Annotated in this window: 22 protein-coding genes and 1 pseudogene; 10 read left to right on the top strand and 13 right to left on the bottom strand. The window is 42.2% G+C overall.

Translation table 11 applies throughout. The features are described from left to right. Positions 1-90: 90 nt before the first annotated feature. Positions 91-984, bottom strand: coding sequence for a manganese transporter MneP (gene mneP, locus C1T29_RS03490; RefSeq protein ID WP_014662962.1), 894 nt, complete (start codon positions 982-984; stop codon positions 91-93). A gap of 452 nt (positions 985-1,436) precedes the next feature. Here mneP and C1T29_RS03495 point away from each other — a divergent pair, with 452 nt between their 5' ends. From C1T29_RS03495 to C1T29_RS03510, 4 genes are all read left to right on the top strand, one after another. Next, a complete protein-coding gene (locus tag C1T29_RS03495; RefSeq protein WP_095432047.1) occupies positions 1,437-2,057 on the top strand; it encodes a nitroreductase family protein in 621 nt (206 codons plus the stop codon). 15 nt (positions 2,058-2,072) lie between these two features. Beyond that, a complete protein-coding gene (locus tag C1T29_RS03500) occupies positions 2,073-3,011 on the top strand; it encodes a ring-cleaving dioxygenase (protein WP_103749719.1) in 939 nt (312 codons plus the stop codon). 101 nt (positions 3,012-3,112) lie between these two features. Beyond that, a complete protein-coding gene (locus C1T29_RS03505; RefSeq protein WP_014662965.1) occupies positions 3,113-3,502 on the top strand; it encodes a DoxX family protein in 390 nt (129 codons plus the stop codon). 181 nt (positions 3,503-3,683) lie between these two features. After that, the gene (locus tag C1T29_RS03510) at positions 3,684-4,022 is read left to right on the top strand and encodes a thioredoxin family protein (protein WP_103749718.1); all 339 of its coding nucleotides are present in this window, start codon (positions 3,684-3,686) and stop codon (positions 4,020-4,022) included. A 197-nt stretch (positions 4,023-4,219) separates the two neighbouring features. On the opposite strand, the gene C1T29_RS03515 is transcribed toward C1T29_RS03510, so the two are convergent. The 4 genes from C1T29_RS03515 to C1T29_RS03530 all read right to left on the bottom strand — a co-directional run bounded on the left by C1T29_RS03515 (position 4,220) and on the right by C1T29_RS03530 (position 5,950). Beyond that, on the bottom strand, positions 4,220-4,456 hold the full coding sequence (locus C1T29_RS03515; RefSeq protein WP_071578453.1) for a spore germination protein: 237 nt from the start codon (positions 4,454-4,456) through the stop codon (positions 4,220-4,222). A 231-nt stretch (positions 4,457-4,687) separates the two neighbouring features. Beyond that, positions 4,688-4,981, bottom strand: a complete 294-nt coding sequence (locus C1T29_RS03520; protein WP_189396854.1) for a hypothetical protein — start codon at positions 4,979-4,981, stop codon at positions 4,688-4,690. 33 nt (positions 4,982-5,014) lie between these two features. Further along, the gene (locus C1T29_RS03525; protein ID WP_014662969.1) at positions 5,015-5,245 is read right to left on the bottom strand and encodes a spore germination protein; all 231 of its coding nucleotides are present in this window, start codon (positions 5,243-5,245) and stop codon (positions 5,015-5,017) included. Between the two features lie 123 nt (positions 5,246-5,368). Next, the gene (locus C1T29_RS03530; protein ID WP_189396853.1) at positions 5,369-5,950 is read right to left on the bottom strand and encodes a DUF421 domain-containing protein; all 582 of its coding nucleotides are present in this window, start codon (positions 5,948-5,950) and stop codon (positions 5,369-5,371) included. A gap of 209 nt (positions 5,951-6,159) precedes the next feature. Between C1T29_RS03530 and C1T29_RS03535 the strand changes: the two genes are divergently transcribed. After that, on the top strand, positions 6,160-6,867 hold the full coding sequence (locus C1T29_RS03535) for a DUF421 domain-containing protein (RefSeq protein ID WP_014662971.1): 708 nt from the start codon (positions 6,160-6,162) through the stop codon (positions 6,865-6,867). An 11-nt stretch (positions 6,868-6,878) separates the two neighbouring features. On the opposite strand, the gene C1T29_RS03540 is transcribed toward C1T29_RS03535, so the two are convergent. The 3 genes from C1T29_RS03540 to C1T29_RS03550 are packed head-to-tail and all read right to left on the bottom strand — an operon-like array spanning position 6,879 to position 7,851. Beyond that, positions 6,879-7,310 carry an Hsp20/alpha crystallin family protein gene (locus C1T29_RS03540; protein ID WP_103749716.1) on the bottom strand — a complete coding sequence of 144 codons (432 nt, stop codon included), beginning with the start codon at positions 7,308-7,310 and terminating at the stop codon, positions 6,879-6,881. 12 nt (positions 7,311-7,322) lie between these two features. Then, on the bottom strand, positions 7,323-7,565 hold the full coding sequence (locus tag C1T29_RS03545) for a spore germination protein (RefSeq protein ID WP_014475957.1): 243 nt from the start codon (positions 7,563-7,565) through the stop codon (positions 7,323-7,325). A 13-nt stretch (positions 7,566-7,578) separates the two neighbouring features. Then, entirely contained in the window at positions 7,579-7,851 is a 273-nt protein-coding gene (locus tag C1T29_RS03550; protein ID WP_021481644.1) for a spore germination protein, read from the bottom strand. Between the two features lie 351 nt (positions 7,852-8,202). Here C1T29_RS03550 and C1T29_RS03555 point away from each other — a divergent pair, with 351 nt between their 5' ends. The 3 genes from C1T29_RS03555 to C1T29_RS03565 all read left to right on the top strand — a co-directional run bounded on the left by C1T29_RS03555 (position 8,203) and on the right by C1T29_RS03565 (position 9,750). Next, on the top strand, positions 8,203-8,793 hold the full coding sequence (locus tag C1T29_RS03555; protein WP_071582118.1) for a TetR/AcrR family transcriptional regulator: 591 nt from the start codon (positions 8,203-8,205) through the stop codon (positions 8,791-8,793). A 6-nt stretch (positions 8,794-8,799) separates the two neighbouring features. After that, positions 8,800-9,135: a DoxX family protein gene (locus tag C1T29_RS03560; protein WP_071582119.1), complete on the top strand. Its 336-nt coding sequence runs from the start codon at positions 8,800-8,802 to the stop codon at positions 9,133-9,135. A gap of 141 nt (positions 9,136-9,276) precedes the next feature. Further along, the gene (locus tag C1T29_RS03565) at positions 9,277-9,750 is read left to right on the top strand and encodes a GNAT family N-acetyltransferase (protein WP_103749715.1); all 474 of its coding nucleotides are present in this window, start codon (positions 9,277-9,279) and stop codon (positions 9,748-9,750) included. A 136-nt stretch (positions 9,751-9,886) separates the two neighbouring features. Here the strand turns inward: C1T29_RS03565 and vmlR are convergent, their stop codons facing one another. From vmlR to dinB, 3 genes are all read right to left on the bottom strand, one after another. Continuing rightward, a complete protein-coding gene (gene vmlR, locus C1T29_RS03570) occupies positions 9,887-11,530 on the bottom strand; it encodes an ABC-F type ribosomal protection protein VmlR (RefSeq protein ID WP_103749714.1) in 1,644 nt (547 codons plus the stop codon). A 316-nt stretch (positions 11,531-11,846) separates the two neighbouring features. Then, entirely contained in the window at positions 11,847-13,223 is a 1,377-nt protein-coding gene (locus C1T29_RS03575) for an amino acid permease (protein ID WP_014475969.1), read from the bottom strand. Between the two features lie 171 nt (positions 13,224-13,394). Then, positions 13,395-13,913, bottom strand: coding sequence for a damage-inducible protein DinB (gene dinB / locus C1T29_RS03580; protein WP_103749713.1), 519 nt, complete (start codon positions 13,911-13,913; stop codon positions 13,395-13,397). 163 nt (positions 13,914-14,076) lie between these two features. Between dinB and C1T29_RS03585 the strand changes: the two genes are divergently transcribed. Together C1T29_RS03585 and C1T29_RS03590 are read left to right on the top strand one after the other, a co-directional pair. Further along, complete coding sequence (locus C1T29_RS03585; protein ID WP_103749862.1) at positions 14,077-14,535, top strand: MarR family transcriptional regulator; 459 nt, start codon at positions 14,077-14,079, stop codon at positions 14,533-14,535. Then, a complete protein-coding gene (locus C1T29_RS03590; protein WP_103749712.1) occupies positions 14,532-17,189 on the top strand; it encodes an MMPL family transporter in 2,658 nt (885 codons plus the stop codon). Before C1T29_RS03585 ends, C1T29_RS03590 begins: the two co-directional genes overlap by 4 nt. Positions 17,190-17,350: 161 nt before the next feature. Here the strand turns inward: C1T29_RS03590 and C1T29_RS03595 are convergent, their stop codons facing one another. Together C1T29_RS03595 and C1T29_RS03600 are read right to left on the bottom strand one after the other, a co-directional pair. Beyond that, complete coding sequence (locus C1T29_RS03595) at positions 17,351-17,980, bottom strand: nitroreductase family protein (protein ID WP_014662981.1); 630 nt, start codon at positions 17,978-17,980, stop codon at positions 17,351-17,353. Between the two features lie 15 nt (positions 17,981-17,995). Continuing rightward, positions 17,996-18,489: pseudogene (locus C1T29_RS03600) on the bottom strand (MarR family transcriptional regulator). Between the last annotated feature and the right edge of the window lie 147 nt (positions 18,490-18,636).

Consider the following 18,636-nt stretch of genomic DNA (forward strand, 5'->3'; position numbering starts at 1 on the left):
ATTGATATACATCCATATTATATAGTACAGCGAGTTCTAAAGGGAAAGTTTAACAGCATAAAGCAAAAGCTCCTTTTCAAAAGGAGCTTTTCATTCTTCGAAATAAGGATTCACATGGATGAGCACTTCTTCAACATCGGAAAACTGTCTTTTGATTTCATTTCGAATTTCGCGGGCAATGTCGTGTCCCTGCTTAATTGTCAAATCATGATCCAAAGATAAACGGACATCAAGCAATTTATAGTGACCGTGTTCTCTCGCGCGGATTCTATCGATTCGTTTTACCTGATCACATTGAAAAATAACAGCTTTATATTCCTCGATCAGCTTGGGGTCAACGCTCTTTTCCATAAGCACATCAACAGACGGCCTGATTAATTCCATAGAAATCTTAAAAATGAGGTAAGCAACGATTGCACTGGCAATTGCATCGGCGTACAACAGATAGGACCAGCCGCGGGTGTTTCCGATGATAGCCAACAAGACGCCGATAAAAGCGGCAAGGGAGGCAACGATATCGCCTTTATGATCGTATGCAATCGCTATAATCGCTTTGCTGTTCCATTTTTCCCCTTGCTTGATAGAATAACGATATAAGATTTCCTTAGCCACGTACGAAATAAGAGCCGCAAACAATGCGCTGTATTGGGGAACGCTTGGCCCTTTAACAAAGGACAGAATCGCTTCAATGAGGATATAAACGGATACGATCACTAAGATTATTCCTACAATCGCCTCACTAATGACTTCTGCTTTTCCGTGCCCAAAAGGATGGTCTTGATCGGGCGGTTTATTGGAAATGCCGATCACTGCCAAGACCGCAATCGAAGCAACGACATCTGCCGCAGAATGGATTCCGTCTGCAAAAACGGCTTCACTATCGCCTATCAGTCCAAAAAAGACCTTCCCTGCCATTAGGATCAGATTGGCGATCAATGCAATCAAAGCAACTTTTCTGCTGATTTGTTCTCTTTCACTTGCCATTTTTTCCTCCTATAAAACTGCACAAAAAAAATAGGAGTGCTCTTTAGACGCTCTCCGTATCCTTTTCTGTGTAATCACTTTGCTTATCATAACAATTCAATTTCGAGTGGGTCTATAGCAACGTTGTTTCCTGGTTACTAATAAATAAGGTAACAGAAAAAAAGTTGGAGCTGTGCTAAAAGCTCAGCTGCAAACAAATGAGTTCTCATGTAACAAGGAGTGGCGATAATAATGCTGCCTTCAGCGAAAAATTCCATCTGTTATAAAAAAACTATTGACATTAGATGATCTGTATTTTACTATTATCTCATATTCAAGATATTTTAATTCGAGACATTAAGTTAATAAGATCAACGATCAAGGTCCAATCGCAGTCAGTTCTTTTTTAAAAATTCAATGAGATTTTTTATAGAATAATATCTCGAATTCAAGATAAAAAAGAGTGTATCGTAATGGCTGAATTTACACAGTTAGTCAATGAAAGAAGATCTGCAAGCAATTTTCTTTCAGGTCATCCAATCACAAAAGAAGACCTCAATGAGATGTTTGAATTGGTTGCATTGGCACCATCGGCTTTTAATTTGCAGCATACAAAATATGTGACGGTTCTAGACCCGGATGTAAAAGAAAAGCTGAAACAGGCCGCAAACGGACAATATAAAGTGTTTAGCTCATCTGCGGTTCTTTTGGTATTAGGGGATAAACAGGCATATCAGCAAGCGGATGACATCTATGAAGGATTAAAGGTGTTAGGGGTATTAAATAAGCAAGAGTATGACCATATGGTTCAAGACACCGTTTCGTTTTATGAAAACAGGGGAGAACAATTTAAGAGAGATGAGGCGATAAGGAATGCTTCACTTTCTGCGATGATGTTTATGCTGAGTGCTAAAGAAAAAGGCTGGGACACCTGCCCGATGATCGGCTTTGATGCGGAAGCCGTAAAACAGATTTTGAACATAGATGATCAGTTTGAGGTTGTCATGATGATTACAATTGGGAAAGAAAAAACAGAGAGCAGAAGGCCGCGCGGCTACCGTAAGCCTGTGAATGAGTTTGTTGAGTATATGTAAAAGGAGCAGATAAAAATGGCTAAAAAAACAATGGGAATTCATCATATTACAGCGATTGTCGGCCATCCTCAAGAGAACACAGATTTCTATGCAGGAGTGCTTGGGCTTCGTTTGGTCAAGCAAACTGTCAATTTTGATGATCCAGGTACGTATCATCTTTATTTTGGAAATGAGGGCGGGGAGCCGGGAACAATCATCACTTTCTTTCCGTGGGCTGGAGCCCGCCAAGGCGTCATTGGAGACGGTCAAGTTGGCGTGACTTCATATGTCGTGCCGAAGGGAGCTATGGCATTTTGGGAAAAGAGACTAGAAAAGTTCAGCATTCCATACACCAAAATCGAGCGCTTTGGAGAACAATATATTGAGTTTGATGATCCTCATGGCCTGCACTTAGAAATCGTGGAAAGAGAAGAAGGAGCGGCTAACACGTGGACCTTCGGAGATGTAACGCCTGATGTTGCCATTAAAGGTTTTGGGGGCGCAACTTTATTATCAGCGCAGCCTGACAAAACCGCGGAGCTATTGGAAAACATCATGGGGCTGGAACGAGTCGGCAGGGAAGGAGACTTCATTCGTTATCGTTCTGCCGGTGATATCGGAAATGTGATTGACCTTAAGTTAACGCCTATTGGCCGCGGCCAAATGGGAGCTGGCACGGTGCACCACATTGCTTGGCGGGCTAGTGATGACCAAGATCAATTAGATTGGCAAAGACATATTGCTTCTCACGGATACGGTGTAACTCCTGTTCGGGATAGAAATTATTTTAATGCCATTTACTTCAGGGAACATGGGGAAATCCTGTTTGAAATCGCAACTGATCCACCAGGCTTTGCCCATGATGAATCACACGAAACAATGGGCGGAAAATTGATGCTGCCTGTGCAATATGAACCGCATCGGGCACAAATTGAACAAGGGCTGCTGCCGTTTGAAGTAAGAGAATTAGATTGATTTGACACATAAAAAAATAAAGAAACATATATTCAATTGATGATTGCTGGATGGTATCGCAGCAAAGAATCAGATGAAATCAAAGATGAGGAGAGATAAAAATGGAAGATGCAGGACTGTTGCTTATTCGGATTATGATTGGTGTGGTGTTTCTGTTTTATGGCACACAAAAATTATTCGGATGGTTTGGCGGATACGGGATTAAAGGGACCGGACAATGGTTCGAATCTATTGGGGTAAAACCAGGTAACGCTGCGGCCGCTCTGTCAGGCCTTGGGGAGTTAGTAAGCGGAATTCTATTTATTTTAGGTGTGTTCCTCCCGCTTGGAGCTGCTATCATCACAATCATTATGCTAGGTGCGATCGTAAAAGTTCATGGAGCGAAAGGCTTTGCGAATGGCGCCGGCGGTTTTGAATATAACGTGGTGCTCATTGCCGTCTCCATAGGGGTTGCACTCATCGGTTCAGGAGCTTACGCTTTGCATTTTTAATACGAAAGTAAATCAGAACAGTTACTGTCATGCAGTAACTGTTCTTTTGTATTTACATTTTCGGCAAGTTTGCAGGTAATCTGCAAAGCAAAAAAGCGGAAATACTAAATATAAATCTGTATAGTGAATGGTATATATTAGCTTGGCCATGAAAGGCAGACCTATTTGAAGGAGTAAATGGATGAAAGAAATGACAGCATTACATTCATTAGATTCTATAGATCATTTTATCAAACAGCACCAATTCAGTTTTATCTATATATCAAGGCCTGGCTGTACAGTATGTCACGCAGTTCTGCCGCAGCTTAGAATAGTATTGGATCAGTTTCCAAACATCAAATTGGGGCATGTCAATGCTGACGATGTAGCAGAGGTTGCCGGCAAATTTTCAGTCTTTACTGTTCCCGTGCTTCTTTTGTTCATAGATGGGACTGAGTATTTGAGAGAAGCCCGCTTTGTTCATTTTGAACAGCTTGAACAAAAGCTGGATAGGGTTTATCGATTATATGAAGGCGGATAAATGGTTTATCCATTTAGATCTTTTCGCTTCTTTATTGGTCGTCATGAACCCATCTGCATATGAATATTCCTCACTTTATCATATCCGCAGCACTCATCCTGTGGAACATCATTGGGCTTTTCAGAAAAGAAGCATCATATCAAACGAGACAAACGATTAAAAAAGAACTCATATGAGTTCTTTTTTTGTGGATCATTTTATTCTTCACTAGGCGAAGAAGGGTTATCAATCTGCCCTTGATCACTTGTATCATTATCACAACTTGCTGAAATAATAATGGAATTAGAAGGAGAGTAATCTCCTAATGTGAAATTGACACCGTAATTTTTGCTGTTCGCAGTATGGCTGTTTTGCAAGTTTTGTCCGATATCTGTATTGGCGTTTTGTGTCATCCCATTTATCGTGAGATTTGAGATGTTGATTTGAGATCGCATGCTTCAAAAGCTCCTTTCATTCAGAAGTAGATGTCATAGATGATGCAGGCAGTCTATTTACTTCTATGATATTTCGTTTTTATTTCATTGCATCAACATAATGGTAAAAATAACAGTGCCTCTTTAAGCGAGTCAATGAGCATCTCTTTTGAAGATGAACGTAACAGCATTCAAATCTATCAGCAGAAATAAAGCCGCCTGATAAAGAGGCGGCAGATCGTTATATGTCATCTATGAATTTGATGTATCGTTTTTCGTTTGCCTGAAGGATAAGATGGTCGTTTTTAATGATGAGTAGGAGCCTATAGCGGCGTAGCCATAAAACCAGCCCATAAACACGCCGGAAAAGAGGCTGTGTCGATGGCTTATGAAAACAGAAATGACAAGACCTATTATTAAAGCAACCGATGGCACAAAAGTTTTGGGGATTTTCAATAATATTTTGAGGATTTGGGTTATCAATATGATGATTGGAATGGCTATCACAGCATCCCAAAAGTTTGTATGAATAATTGGAAAAGCCATATGGCACCTCATGAAGTGTTTATTTCTTAATTTTTACGCTAAAAGCTTGGAAAGCAGCTCTTGGATCGCATATGTTACATTTTGGGCTTGATTGGCGGAGCTTGTTTGGCTTAAAGTATTGGATTCAAAAACCAAACCTGTATTACTCCCACCGGAACCCTCTGTTGTTTTAGACACAGAGAACGGGCTGATGGAAACTGCAAATCCGTTATTAAAAACGCTGTTCCCGGATATCGAATGAATATAAACTGGGCATTTCATCATTCATCTCTCCTCTCCGTTATGACTGTTTATACAATATGGTGTGTGAGCAGCAGTTGCTTAAGCAAAACGGCAAAAACTTTCAGTAAGAGACAAAAACCTGCAAAATGCCACAAGCGCCTTTTGTTAATGCAGCTTTTTAGGGACGTTTTTTTTATTTTTTTTACCAACTTCATCAAAAATATTCTGATTGCCAGACTGGGCTTGTCCATCCTTATTTAGAAAATCCGGGTGAATGAGTTTTTTCAGATCCCTGACTGTTAAAGGCTTGGCGTCATCAGTCAATTCTATTCCTAATTGCCCGTTGGCCTCTAATGTCGCTATTTTAACATCTTGTATAGCCGTAACGCCGTGAAGCCTTAGCTGCATTTCAAGCTGGTCAGCTGTAAGTCTCATCTTCTTTAAGTTTTCGATATGAAGCTGTCCGTTTTCAATGACGATTTTTGCTTTTCCGGTTAACATCTTTTCAATGATGTTCGATTTCATTTGGATCCATTCCATAACGATGAGTGTGCTTGTGAAAATTGCCGCTGCAATTAATGTTTTGAAGAGGCTGTACTCGATGATTGGCTGAACGATAATCGTTCCGATCGAAATCATGACAACCGTTTGAGTTGACGTCATTTGTGCAATTGATTTCCTTCCTGAAATTCTCAGCAAAATGACCCCGGCTACAATGAGAACAAGGGATTCCCAAGTGAACTTCATGCTACCACCTGACCAATGAGGAATTAGATTTGTCCTGGGATTGGCTTTCCTTCTGACCAATCGCAATTTAATATATCCGAAAGGCAGCCGGTTCATTCTGCTCTAAACCGAACAATATTTTTGGGGTAGATGGGATATATTAAGCCCAACAATGATATCGGCAGGAGTTTTTTGGCCAACACAATCTGGGAAGCGGGGAGCGCCATAACATGATTGAACTAGAAGTTGTCATTAGAACGATTGCCAGCTTTGGATTGCTGTTAATCGCAGAACGGATTTTAGGCAAACAGACAATTTCTCAAATGACGATTTTTGATTTTATTGCGGCGATCACATTAGGGGCGATTGCTGCCGGATTAGCTTACAATACTTCAATAAAACCGCACAATATGGCCATTTCGTTTAGTATTTTTGTGCTAACCATTTTTCTGATTTCGTTCCTGTCGATAAAGAACAGGAAGCTGAGAAAATTTTTTGCCGGAGATCCTACAGTGCTGATTCAAAACGGGAAGATACTTGAATCGAATATGAGGAAAATGCGTTACACACTTGATTATTTAAATCAGCAATTACGTGAAAAAGAAATATTTAATATCGAAGAAGTTCTATTTGCAATCCTTGAAACGAATGGTCAGCTGACTGTGTTAAGAAAACCGCAATTCCGGCATGTAACCAAACAGGATTTAATGATTGCGGTAAACCAAGAACACAGGCTTCCGATAGAGCTTATTATGGACGGAGAAATCATTCAGAATAATTTACAGCAGAATCGATTGACAGAATCCTGGCTTTTGGAAGAATTACGAAAAAGAGACATAAAGGTGAAAGAGACCGTATACGCAGTGCTGCTTGGTAATGGGGATATTTATGTGGATCAATATAAAGACCATATATCAGCCCCTGTGGATAAGGAATGAAAGGAACAATCTTAAAGCCCTTTTTGCAACGGGATGGGTTCGACTTGTCTTGGGTACGAAATGTGGAGAAGCCCGTTTAATAGCTGAATTTGTAATAAATGGGATTCGGTGGCTTCAGGAAGCTGAATGGTTCGCTCAATTTCTCCGTAATACCGTTCACGCAGCACCACCATTTCGTCTGGAAAAACAGGCGTGAGCGTTCCTTTGATTAACAGCTGGGTTTTAGATAATAAGCGGATTGTTAATTCTTCCTCATACACACCGGGCATTTCCACAATGATAAAATTATATTCTTCATCTTGATAAAAGTCGTAAACGAGCGTATAGGTGTTGGTATTAAAAAATTGTTCCGGGGCTTTATACTTGAGCACATTTGTCCAAAAGTCATTTTGCTTATATTCATTTGTAATCTCAAGCCACTTTTTCATTTTTTCGAGATCCATCTAGGATCCTCCTTAAATTTGGTTTGAAATCGGTGCAGAAGGGTTTCCAATTTGGTCTTGATCACTGATATCAGTATCGAGGTTCCCAGTATTTAAAAGAGAAGAAGAAGGCGAAAAATCCCCTAGAGAAAAGTTTGCCCCAAAGTATTTGCTGTTCGCTGTATGGCTGTTGTGTACGGTTGGACCGACATCAATATTTCCGTTTTGTGTGACGCCGTTCACCTTAATATTTGCGATGTTAATTTGGTATGGCATAGCGAAACTCCTTTTAATCTAAAATTGGCGGTACTGGAAGCGGAGGAGCATTCATATTGGTAGTATCAGAGTTTCCGAGTTCTGTCTGATCGTTGACATCAGGATCATTTAAGAAGTTTTCCATGATTGATTCTGCAGGTGATGTATCACCGAAAGAGGAGTTGATCCCTTGAGATTTATTATTTGCGGTATGGCTGTTATGCGCGGCTTCACCTATTGTAATTGAACCATTGCCCGAAATACTGTTGATCTTCAAATAATATAGGTTGATTATTGTAGACGGCATCCCATCACACCCTTCCATCATTCTGTACAGTACATTATGCGCCGCTGCACCCAATTGTTCCTTGCATTTGCGGGCAAAACTCTATCTGGTCCCGGAGTGATGCTCGTTAGAAAAAAAGAATAAAGTTTGGCACGGCCTGAATGTAATCTATTCAGCAAATACTTATCAGTGAATGAAAAGCCATTGATATAGGAATCAATGAATTGATCCAGTTATTCGAAATACATAAGACCTTTAATATAGGAAGCTGGCAACAAGATCAGTTTGAAATCATTGACAAGGAAGCTAATGCCATGAAATAATACTCGTGAATAACATTACTTGTGAGTATTATTTTAGGGGTGGTCCTAGTTGAAAAGTAAAGGACGTAAAGGAGAAGAAAGCCGAAAACGATTACTCAAAGCTGCCGCTAATGAATTTTCGATTCGGGGATTCCATGACACGAAGATAAGTGAGATTGTAAAAAAAGCTGGGTTCACACAGCCCTCATTTTATCTGTACTTTCAAAGCAAAGAAGCCATCTTTGAGGAGTTAATCACCTATTTTCACTCCCGAGTAAGAAAGCTGACAGAGTCACTTCTTCTGGAAAACGGATTAAACACGGAGGATGTGTCAAAACGGGTGCTGTCTGCTGTGGAATCTGTTTTTCAATGTCTGGCTGAAGACAAGGATGTAACCAAGATCGGCTTTTTTCTCAACCCGGAAGCGAAACAAATGAAAAAAGACTTGGCGATGGTTTTGAAAGAAAACCTAGAAGCAGAACAGCGGCTTGGCTATTTTCACTCCGAGCTGGACATGGAAACGGTCGCTGAATGTTTGATCGGCATGATTGAACATTTAACCGATTCATTTTTGTTAACCGGAATCAAAGATCCGGCAAGTCTCGCAGCAGAGGTTGTGAATCTTTTAATATACGGGATGCTTCCGAAAGAAAGGGAGTGACGTAAGATGATATCTATTATTTTGAAAGTCAGTTTGGCAGTTTTTATGCTTGTGGGGGGCATCATAAAGGTAAGCCGCGTTCCCTTTCAAGTTGAGCATTGGCGGCATTATCAATATCCATTATGGTTTCTGACTGTTACTGGCATTCTTGAAGTAGCCGGGGCACTTGCTATGACAGCGGGAATTTGGAATCGGTATGCAGCGTTAGGAGCAGGTGTGCTGTTTGTCGTTCTCATGGCGGGAGCAATTCATGCGCATATTTTTCGAGCGCGGCAATCGGTCCTTATGACGATACCTGCGATGATCTGTTTGATTGTGTCTATCATGATAATCATGGTGTAACAAACCTATATGCAGGAGATCTCCTTCTCTTATTGAATAATAGAAAGTCCCAGGTATTAACCGGGTAATTGAAATAGAGCTCCATTTCTGCGTTATTCGTCCGGTATCAGCTGGGCTTTTTTTATAAAGGAGGAGTACAGAATGACATTAACTTTAGAAGCCATGACTTTGAAAGAATTCGAAGCCTTTCGCGGGATGTCCGTGCAAAATTATGCGAAACAAAACATAACGTCGGGAACTTGGACGGAAAAAGAGGCGCTTGAGAAATCGGAGCAGGCATATGAGAACATGATTCCGAACGGGCTCGACAGCAGCAATCATTATTTTTGGAACATCACAAATGTACAAGGGGAAAGAATGGGCTGGCTCTGGCTGTATGCTGATCCGTTTCATCCGCAAAAGGAAGCGTTTATCTATTCCTTTGGATTGTATGAAGTCTTTCGCGGAAAAGGGCTGGCTCAATTGGCGCTTCAAATGCTTGATGAAAGAGCAAGAGAGCTTGGTGCGGAAAGGCTGGCCCTCCATGTGTTTGCGCACAACGAGACAGCCGTCTATCTTTATCAGAAGATGGGCTATGCCATGACCAATATACGTATGCGGAAACAGCTAAGCTGAAAAGCCGCTACGTTACTCAAACACAGCATGCCTATCTGGAAGCGATGATAGGGGGTACTATAAGTCATCTTTTTGAAAATAAAAAGAAAAAGGACAACAGCTGTTGTCCTTTTCAATGCCGCTTGAACTTTGCCTCTCAGCCTTTTTTGTTTTGATGATCCAGCGCTTTGATTTGTTTCGTAAGCTCATGGAAAGCTTGATCAAGCTCCTTATACCCTCTATCATTTGGCGTCATAAAACTGAGCTTTCCCAGCACTTCTTGTCTTTCTGTCTCAAGCTTTAACCGAAGCTCCTCCCGCTCATTTCTTTCTGAAGGAGTGTCGTTTAACTGCTTTTCGATGCCGTTGTTTGAGATAACGAGTTTACTGTTTGTTGTTTTTTCGAGAAAGTAGCGGTCATGTGAAACCGCCAGCAATGTGCCGCTGTATTGTGACAGTGTTTCTTCCAGCTGTTCACGTGACGGCAGGTCGAGGTGGTTTGTCGGCTCATCTAAAATCAGCACATCTTTTTCATCCAAAATATATGCCATCAGCTTGACCTTTACACGCTCACCCATACTCATATGCTTGATCGGTTCAGTCCATTGGGCGGCTGTAAAGCCTAAGTGCCTCATCAGATTTTGAACCTGCCCCCTTGCTTTGAATGTTTCATTCTCAAATAACTCTTCCGGTGTTTGTTCTAAAGGCAAATCAAACACCTCCTGCGTTAAAAAGCCGATGTTCGCGGACGGCGACACCCATACACTTCCTTCTGCTGTTTCCTGTCCCAGAATGATGTTCAGTAATGTCGTTTTTCCGCTGCCGTTTGGGCCTAAGATGGCAACCTTTTCGCCATGCTGAATCGTAAAGTTAGCGTTTTTAAAGAGAGTCCTTTCTCCAAAAGCCTTCGTTACATTCTGAACTTCCAAAAAACGTTTTCCTGTTTTGTGGGTTGTATCGATTGAAAAGCTGACTTTATATTCTGGGGTAACGGGTTCCGCCTTTGCTTTTTCCAGCTCTTTTTCCAGCCGCTTCCGCTTGGATTTTATTTGGGCATCCGTACGCTTCGCTTTTACCCGGTGATATTCTTTAAACCCCTCCTTTTTCGTCGATTGGGCGTGGGCTTTTTCCGACCAAGAAGCGAGCTCATTCATTTGTCCTTCAATTCGTTCAACCATTTTTTGCTGCTTTTCATATTCGCGCTGCTGGGTGAGTCTTCTCTTCTCCCGGAACTTCATATACCCGGAGTAATTCCCTTTGAATTCAACCAGCGTCTGATCCTCAAGAGACCATATTTTTGTGGCGGCTTCGTCTAAAAAATATCGATCGTGAGAAACGAGAATCACAGTGCCGTTATAATGTTTCAGCTGTTGGATGAGAAATTGCAAGCTTTTTTCATCAAGGTGGTTTGTCGGTTCATCTAACAGCAGCAGATCTGCATCCTCTGAGAGTCCTTTCGCCAGCCGCGCTTTCAGTTTTTCACCGCCGCTTAACTGATGAAATTCACGAAGGGGCACATGCCATTTCTCCAGTAACTTCTTTTCGGCAGGTGTCTGATTGGCAAAGGAATACGCCGCAGTTTCCTGTTCGACCAAAGCCATTTTTATATCCGCCCGAAGGATTTGTCCTTGTGCAGGGGCCAAGTCGTTGTGAATAAGGTGCAGCAGCGTAGATTTCCCAGCGCCGTTTTTGCCGATAATCCCAATGATATCTCCTTGCTGAACACTGGCATTTACGTTTTTAAAAACAGACAGATCCTTCACTTCGTAGCTCACGTTTGTTAATGTTATAATCTCTTTCATCCATATCCCTCGCTTTAAAGGGAGAATAAAAAATCCTCCCAAATGTGTTGGAAGGATTAGCCGTGCCTGTGCATGATCAAATAAGCTATTCTTTATAAATAGCGGTGTCGTATATAGAAAATGGGCAGACTAATCCTATTTTTTGATTTGAAATATTGATTTCAAACGGTAAAAATAAGATTAGTTAATCATTGTCCACCCATCATCCCTTCTTGTTTTGATTACAAACACTATAGCATATCTTCAAATTCAAAAGCAAAGGTCATTTTCATCAAAAAAACCCCTGCTCTCATTTTTGAGGCAGGAGTTTCGAGTGTTATTGATGCTTCGCTTTTCTCACTTTATAAATCACAATCAGCAAAATAAACCAAACCGGTGTGACAAATAAGGAAACACGAGTGTCCTGTGCCAGTGCCAGCACAACCAGAACAAACGCCAGGAACGCAAGAATCAGGTAATTTGTAAACGGATAAAGCGGAAGCTTAAACTTGTTTGTTTTCGCTAATTCAGGTCTTGTTTTGCGGTATTTCATATGGCAGATGACCGTAATCCCCCAAATGTAGATAAAGCATACGGTTGAAATGCTTGTGATCAGGGTGAATACGCCTTCTGGCATGATGTAGTTTAACGTAACACCTATTAAAATCACGATAGCCGAAAAGAATAAAGCATTTCTAGGCACTTTACGCTGAGTCAGTTTCGCCATTGACTCAGGTGCATTGTGATCTTTCGCCAGGGAATAGACCATACGGCTTGTACTGAATACAGCGCTGTTGCATGCTGAAGCAGCGGATGTCAACACAACAAAGTTGATAATACTTGCAGCCCCGACGATGCCAACAGCGACAAATACTTGTACGAATGGGCTTTCGCTGGGATTGATGACATCCCAAGGATAGATGCTCATAATCACGAGAAGAGCCCCGATATAAAAAAGCAGCACACGGACAGGAATATTGTTGATCGCCTTAGGGATTACTTTTTCAGGGTTTTCTGTTTCACCGGCCGTAAGCCCGACAAGCTCAATGCCGACAAAAGCAAACACAACCATCTGGAACGAGAGGATAAACCCGTGCATGCCATTCGGGAACAGGCCTCCGTGGCTCCAGAGGTTTGTGAAGCTGGACACTCCTGAGCTTGTGGAAAAGCCTTTGAAAATCATCACAAGGCCAATGACGATTAACGCCAAAATGGCAATGACTTTAATCAAAGCAAACCAAAATTCTAATTCTCCAAAAAGCTTGACGGTTGCCAGGTTCATAATCAGTAAAATAATCAGAGCGATTAAGCCGGGCACCCATTGCGGCACACCAGGGAGCCAATATTGAGTGTAGAGCCCGACTGCTGTCAGATCAGCCATCGCAATGGAAATCCAGCAGAACCAATATGTCCAGCCGGTGATAAAGGCTGCCATATCGCCTAGGTAGTCTTGTACAAAATCCACAAAAGAGTGGTAGTTCAAATTTGATAACAGCAGTTCACCCAGCGATCTCATAATTAAAAAGCAAATGATTCCTGTGATCATATAAGCAAATAAAATCGACGGTCCGGCAAAATGAATCGATTTGCCTGAGCCGAGAAATAAGCCTGTCCCAATAGCCCCGCCGATGGCGATAAGCTGGATATGCCTGTTTTTCAAGCCTCTCTGCAATGTTTGCTGATTTATATTGTCTTTCGTCATGTCGTCTGTCACTTTATGTGTTCCTCCATTAAAAATTGATTATTGAGTCAGCAATCTATTTTTAATGATTATTATAACACTAAAATTTCTATCTTTTTTACTATAAAGGGTATATGAAAGGAAATTTTAATGTGATTTGGACTATTCAGCAAAAGAAAGCAGCTCCATGTAGGAGCCGCTTTCCTATACCTGTTCAGTTTTTTGCATGTACAGATAGAGCCCATAATCTGTCGGTGCGGATGCGTATCCTGCCTGCCGCAGCATTGCCGTGATATTGCCGCGGTGGTATGTTCCGTGATTGACAACGTGGGGAATCAGTTCGGAAACAGTTGTTTTCATGATTCCGCCTGAGGGATTTTGAATCTGGAGGGGCTGATTGAGCTGTTCTTTTTGCTGTAAAAATAGTGTATAGCGCTCGGATAACTTCAGAAACAGGTCTTCCATTTCCTCCATTTCTTTTGCCTCTGTCTGTTCTTTTAGCTGTTCAGCTAACGCCAAAGCATCGCTCATCGTTTTGCCGGAAAATACTTCAATCCAGCCGAGATCAGAAAGGTAAACATGAGACAATACATGGGATATCGATGGAAACACACTTTGAATGTCTTGATGGTATACCTCTTTTGGAAGCTCTTTTAATCGGTTGAAGATTTGCTGATTGGCCCAGATGTTATATTGATACAATTTCAGTGCAAAATCTGACATGTCAATTTTCCCCTTTCGCGGTTATAACTCCTATTATACACGAACGAGTGTTCTTGGTGTGATCATAAATAAAATATGTTGACAGACTTAGTTTAGAGGAATAAACTAATTAACATTGATCATAAAGTTTAGCGGGGTAAACTATAATGAGGAGGGGAAGATGTTGAATGAACAAAAGCTATGTCAGGCGATAAACCTGTTTGTGGAGGTTCTGCTTGAAGGCACAGAGTTTGTGAATCGTGAAATCAATCAGGATGTCTTCAAGCATATCTCAAGGGAACAGGCAGACCTGCTGAAGATTTTAAAAGTCAAGGGCCCAACCTCTCCCGGCAGCCTGGCCATGTACCAAAATGTACATAAGAGCGCGATTTCTAACAGACTGAAAAAGCTGCTCGAAAAGGGATTGGTTCAATGGGACGACTGTCCGGCAAAAAGTGATAGGCGCTCTAAGCTTATTAACATTACACCCAGTGGTGAACACATACTAGAAGAATTAGATTCTGCCATCTTTAACGCGCTCAAACCGCTAATCGATGATATAGATGAGGAACACTTACATTCCATCATCGAGATATTCACCATTTTAAAAAGCAAATTTAAAGGAGGAGATTCTGCCGAATGAGAGCCATCATCAAATTCAAGTGGGCAATTGCAGCCATTATATTAGCGCTTACCGTCGTATTGAGTTTATTTTCTCCGAACTTAACGGAGCTGGCCAATCAAAAGGGGCAGGCCCAGCTTCCCGCTGATGCTGTTTCAGAAAGGGCAAACGCCATTTTAAAACAAGCGGGAGAAGACAATAATTCGATCAGTGTTGTCTTTACATTAGACCACGCTCTAAAGGTAGAAACAGAGGATCAGCTCCGGACAATGATCGATAAAATCAAAAAGATCGATGGTGTAGAAGAGGTAACATCTCCTCTGTCAGCGGAAAAAGAAGTCAAAGACCAGTTGATGTCGAAAGACAAGAAAACCGTTCTCATTCCTGTCACGATTACAGGTTCTGATAAAAAGGCGGAAAAAATCGCGGACGAGATTTATCAAATCGTTCCCGATGATTTGACGGCATATATTACGGGAGCTCCCCTTATTAATCAGGATTTCGCTCACAGCTCAGAGGAAGGGCTTAAGAAAACGGAAGTGATCACAGTCTGCCTGATCATCGGTTTACTGCTGATCGTGTTCCGATCTGTTGTGACGCCTTTTATACCGATTGTAGCAGTGGGTTTTTCTTATCTGATCAGTCAATCCATACTTGGCATCCTTGTATACTATGTTGATTTTCCTATCTCGACGTTTACGCAAACCTTCTTAGTCGCGATTCTGTTCGGCATTGGAACAGATTACTGTATTCTGCTGCTTACACGATTCCGTGAAGAATTGGCAAACGGGCATGACAAAAAAGAAGCGGCGCTTATCGCTTACCGCACAGGGGGAAAAACCTTATTCATCAGCGGATTCGCGGTATTAATCGGATTTTCCGCGTTAGGATTTGCGAAGTTTGCGATTTTCCAATCCGCCGTAGGAGTAGCGGTCGGTGTGGGAATCTTAATGATCATTCTCTATACACTGCTGCCCTTATTTATGGTGACACTGGGTGAAAAATTATTCTGGCCATCAAAGAAAGTGCTGTCGCACAGTGACAACAAATTATGGGCGTTTCTCGGCAAACACTCCGTTGCGCGTCCGTTTCTGTTCATTGCCATCACGGTGGTGATTACGCTTCCGTTCATCTTGACCTATGATGACCAGATATCATTCGATTCAACTGCGGAAATCAGCAGTGATTATCAATCAATCAAAGCTCTCGAGGCCATCAAGGACGGATTCGGGGAAGGAAAAGCATTCCCGATCAACGTTGTCGTAAAAGGAGACAAAGATCTCACAACAGCTGATACAATCCCTTATCTCGGAAATATCAGCAAAGCGATCGAGAAAGTCGATCATGTTGACTCTGTCATGACCATCACGCAGCCGACTGGTAAAAAAATCAAAGATTTATATATTGATAAACAGCTAGGGTCGGTTTCAGACGGGCTGGATAAGACGGTAAAAGGGATTGCCGATGTCCAAAACGGATTAACAGATATAGAAAACGGCCTGAATCAAATGGCAGGGCAAACCGGCTCGGCCTCAAATAGCAGCTCTGGCGGTTCACTGGGCGATGCCGCAGATGGTTTGGGCAAAATCAATCAGCAGCTGCAGCTCGTGAGCAAACAAATTTCTCAAACCGGAAATACCGCACAGACCGTGCAGCAGCTTACGGCAATCAGCGGACAGCTTGGCCAGATTCAAACCGGCCTTGAACAAGCGAACCAGCAGCTCTCAGGCCAGCAGGCACAAGCCGGAACATTGACAGAAAGCCTGAAGAAGCTGTCAGAAGGCGTGAAGAGCGCAAATGAAGGCCTGACGAAAGTCTCTGACGGCATTACAGCTTCCAGTGATATGTTAGAGGACATGAGCAAAAGTCCAACTGTAAGAGATACAGGCATATTCATTCCTGAGCAAGTAATGAAGGACAAAGACTTTAAGAAGTCAATTGACCAGTATTCCTTTGCAGACGGCAAAGGTGTTCAATTAAGTGTCGTTCTGGATTCAAATCCTTACTCAGAACAAGCTATTACGACAATCAACCAAATCAAAAAAGCTGTCGCAAACGAAGTAGACGGCACTCCTTTGGAGGATGCCCAGATCGTGTACGGCGGAGTCACGAGTATGAATGCGGACTTAAAAGAGCTGTCCACAACGGACTTCTCCAGAACGATGGTGATTATGATTATAGGCCTGTTTATCGTGTTAACCATTTTGTTCCGCTCCATGATCATGCCGATTTATATGATCGCGTCACTGCTGCTGACGTACTATACGTCCATATCTATCACAGAATTGATCTTTGTAAACGGCTTAGGAAACGCCGGCGTCAGCTGGGCAGTACCGTTCTTTAGCTTTGTCATCCTGATCGCGTTAGGGGTAGATTATTCGATCTTCTTGCTGGATCGATTTAAGGAAGAGGTGCACCTTGGCATTCAGCAAGGTGTTGTCAGGTCAATGAGCAAAATGGGATCTGTCATTATTACAGCTGCCATTATACTGGCCGGTACGTTCGCGGCGATGATGCCTTCAGGCGTCAATACGCTGATGCAGGTGGCAAGTGTTATCATTATCGGGCTCTTGCTATATGGCCTTGTTATTCTTCCGCTCTTCATTCCGGCAATCATTGCGACCTTCGGAGAAGGAAACTGGTGGCCGTTCGGCAGGAAGAAAATAAAAGAATAATAGAAAAAAGAGTGATGAGTGGTCATCACTCTTTTTTCATGACTAAACGACAAAATCAAATCAAGGGTTAACTTCAGACATGTTAACCAAAAGGTCAGACGATCGAACGGCGGCTATACTTAAAATTAAAGAGCCCGGAAAACATTCCTGGGCTCTTTGTTTTATTTCCATTCTGCAATTGTATCAATCGGCAGGCGGTAGGAAGCATAGCCTTCGTCTGCTGCTTTTCCGATAGAAAGCAGCATGACCGGTACATAACGTTCTTTATCCAATCCGAAGGTTTCCGCGATGTTTTCTTTATCGTATCCGCCGATCGGGTTTGTATCGTAGCCGTGCGCGCGTGCAGTCAGCATCAGCTGCATGGAAACGAGGCCTCCGTCAATCAGGATCGTTTCGCGGTTCACCTGTGCCGGAAGCTTTTCAAAATGAGCGGTCAGCGCGGCGATTTGTCTGTCTTTGACCTCCTGCGGCATATAACCGAGTTCAACGGCTTTAGAATAGATTTCTTCTAAGTAGTCATCATTGTTCATGTCTGCAAATACAGCGATGACAGCAGATGATGTTGTGACTTGTGTTTGGTTAAAGCTTGCGAGCGGTGCGAGCTTTTCTTTTCCTTCCGGGCTGTCAATGACAAGAAAACGCCATGGCTGCGCGTTAACAGAAGATGGCGCAGTTGTTGCTTCCTCTAAGATTTCAGTCATCTCTTCTTTGCTGATTTTCACTGTCGGATCATAGTTGCGAATAGAACGGCGGCCTTTCATAATTTCCATAAAATCGTTTGTTTTGATCATGTTGATACACTCCTCTTATGCTTCAATATTGTTTATGTTGTTCCGCATGCGCCCCAGCACATCAATGAGCAGGCGGCGCTCTTCTGCGCTTACATTTGCGAGCATTTCCTTCATGAAACGCTCCTTTTCTTTCTTAGAAGACTCGATTCGCTCTCTTCCCTGATCTGTAAGCCGAACAAGGGTGATGCGATTGTCCTCAGGCTTGCGCCGTCTTGACACCATGCCTTTGGCTTCCAGCTGTTTCAGATGTCTGGTAACGGCTGCGCTATCGATATTTACTTTCTTTTGAAGGTCGCTTTGACTGATCTCATCTGCATGATAAAGCAATGTCAGCAATTCCAAACGAGATTGGCTGATGCCCGTGCATGCCTCGAACTTCACGCCAATCACCTTGTTCACGCCTTGCAGCTGATATAAAATCTCGGCTTCCTCTGAACAAAATGACGCCAAAACCCATCCCTTCTTCCTGTCAAAATTATTAATTGATATATCAATGATTGACACATCAATTAATATACAACGATTGATTTCATCTTGCAAGTCATTTGCGTTTTTTTAAAAATTTCCAGTATATAAAACTCGCTAGGCTAGAGCTTAGCAAAAAAAGCTGGCCGTTTCTTCAAATGGCGCTGATCACGATGATTCCCCGGCCCATT

Source organism: Bacillus sp. MBGLi79, assembly GCF_002953915.1.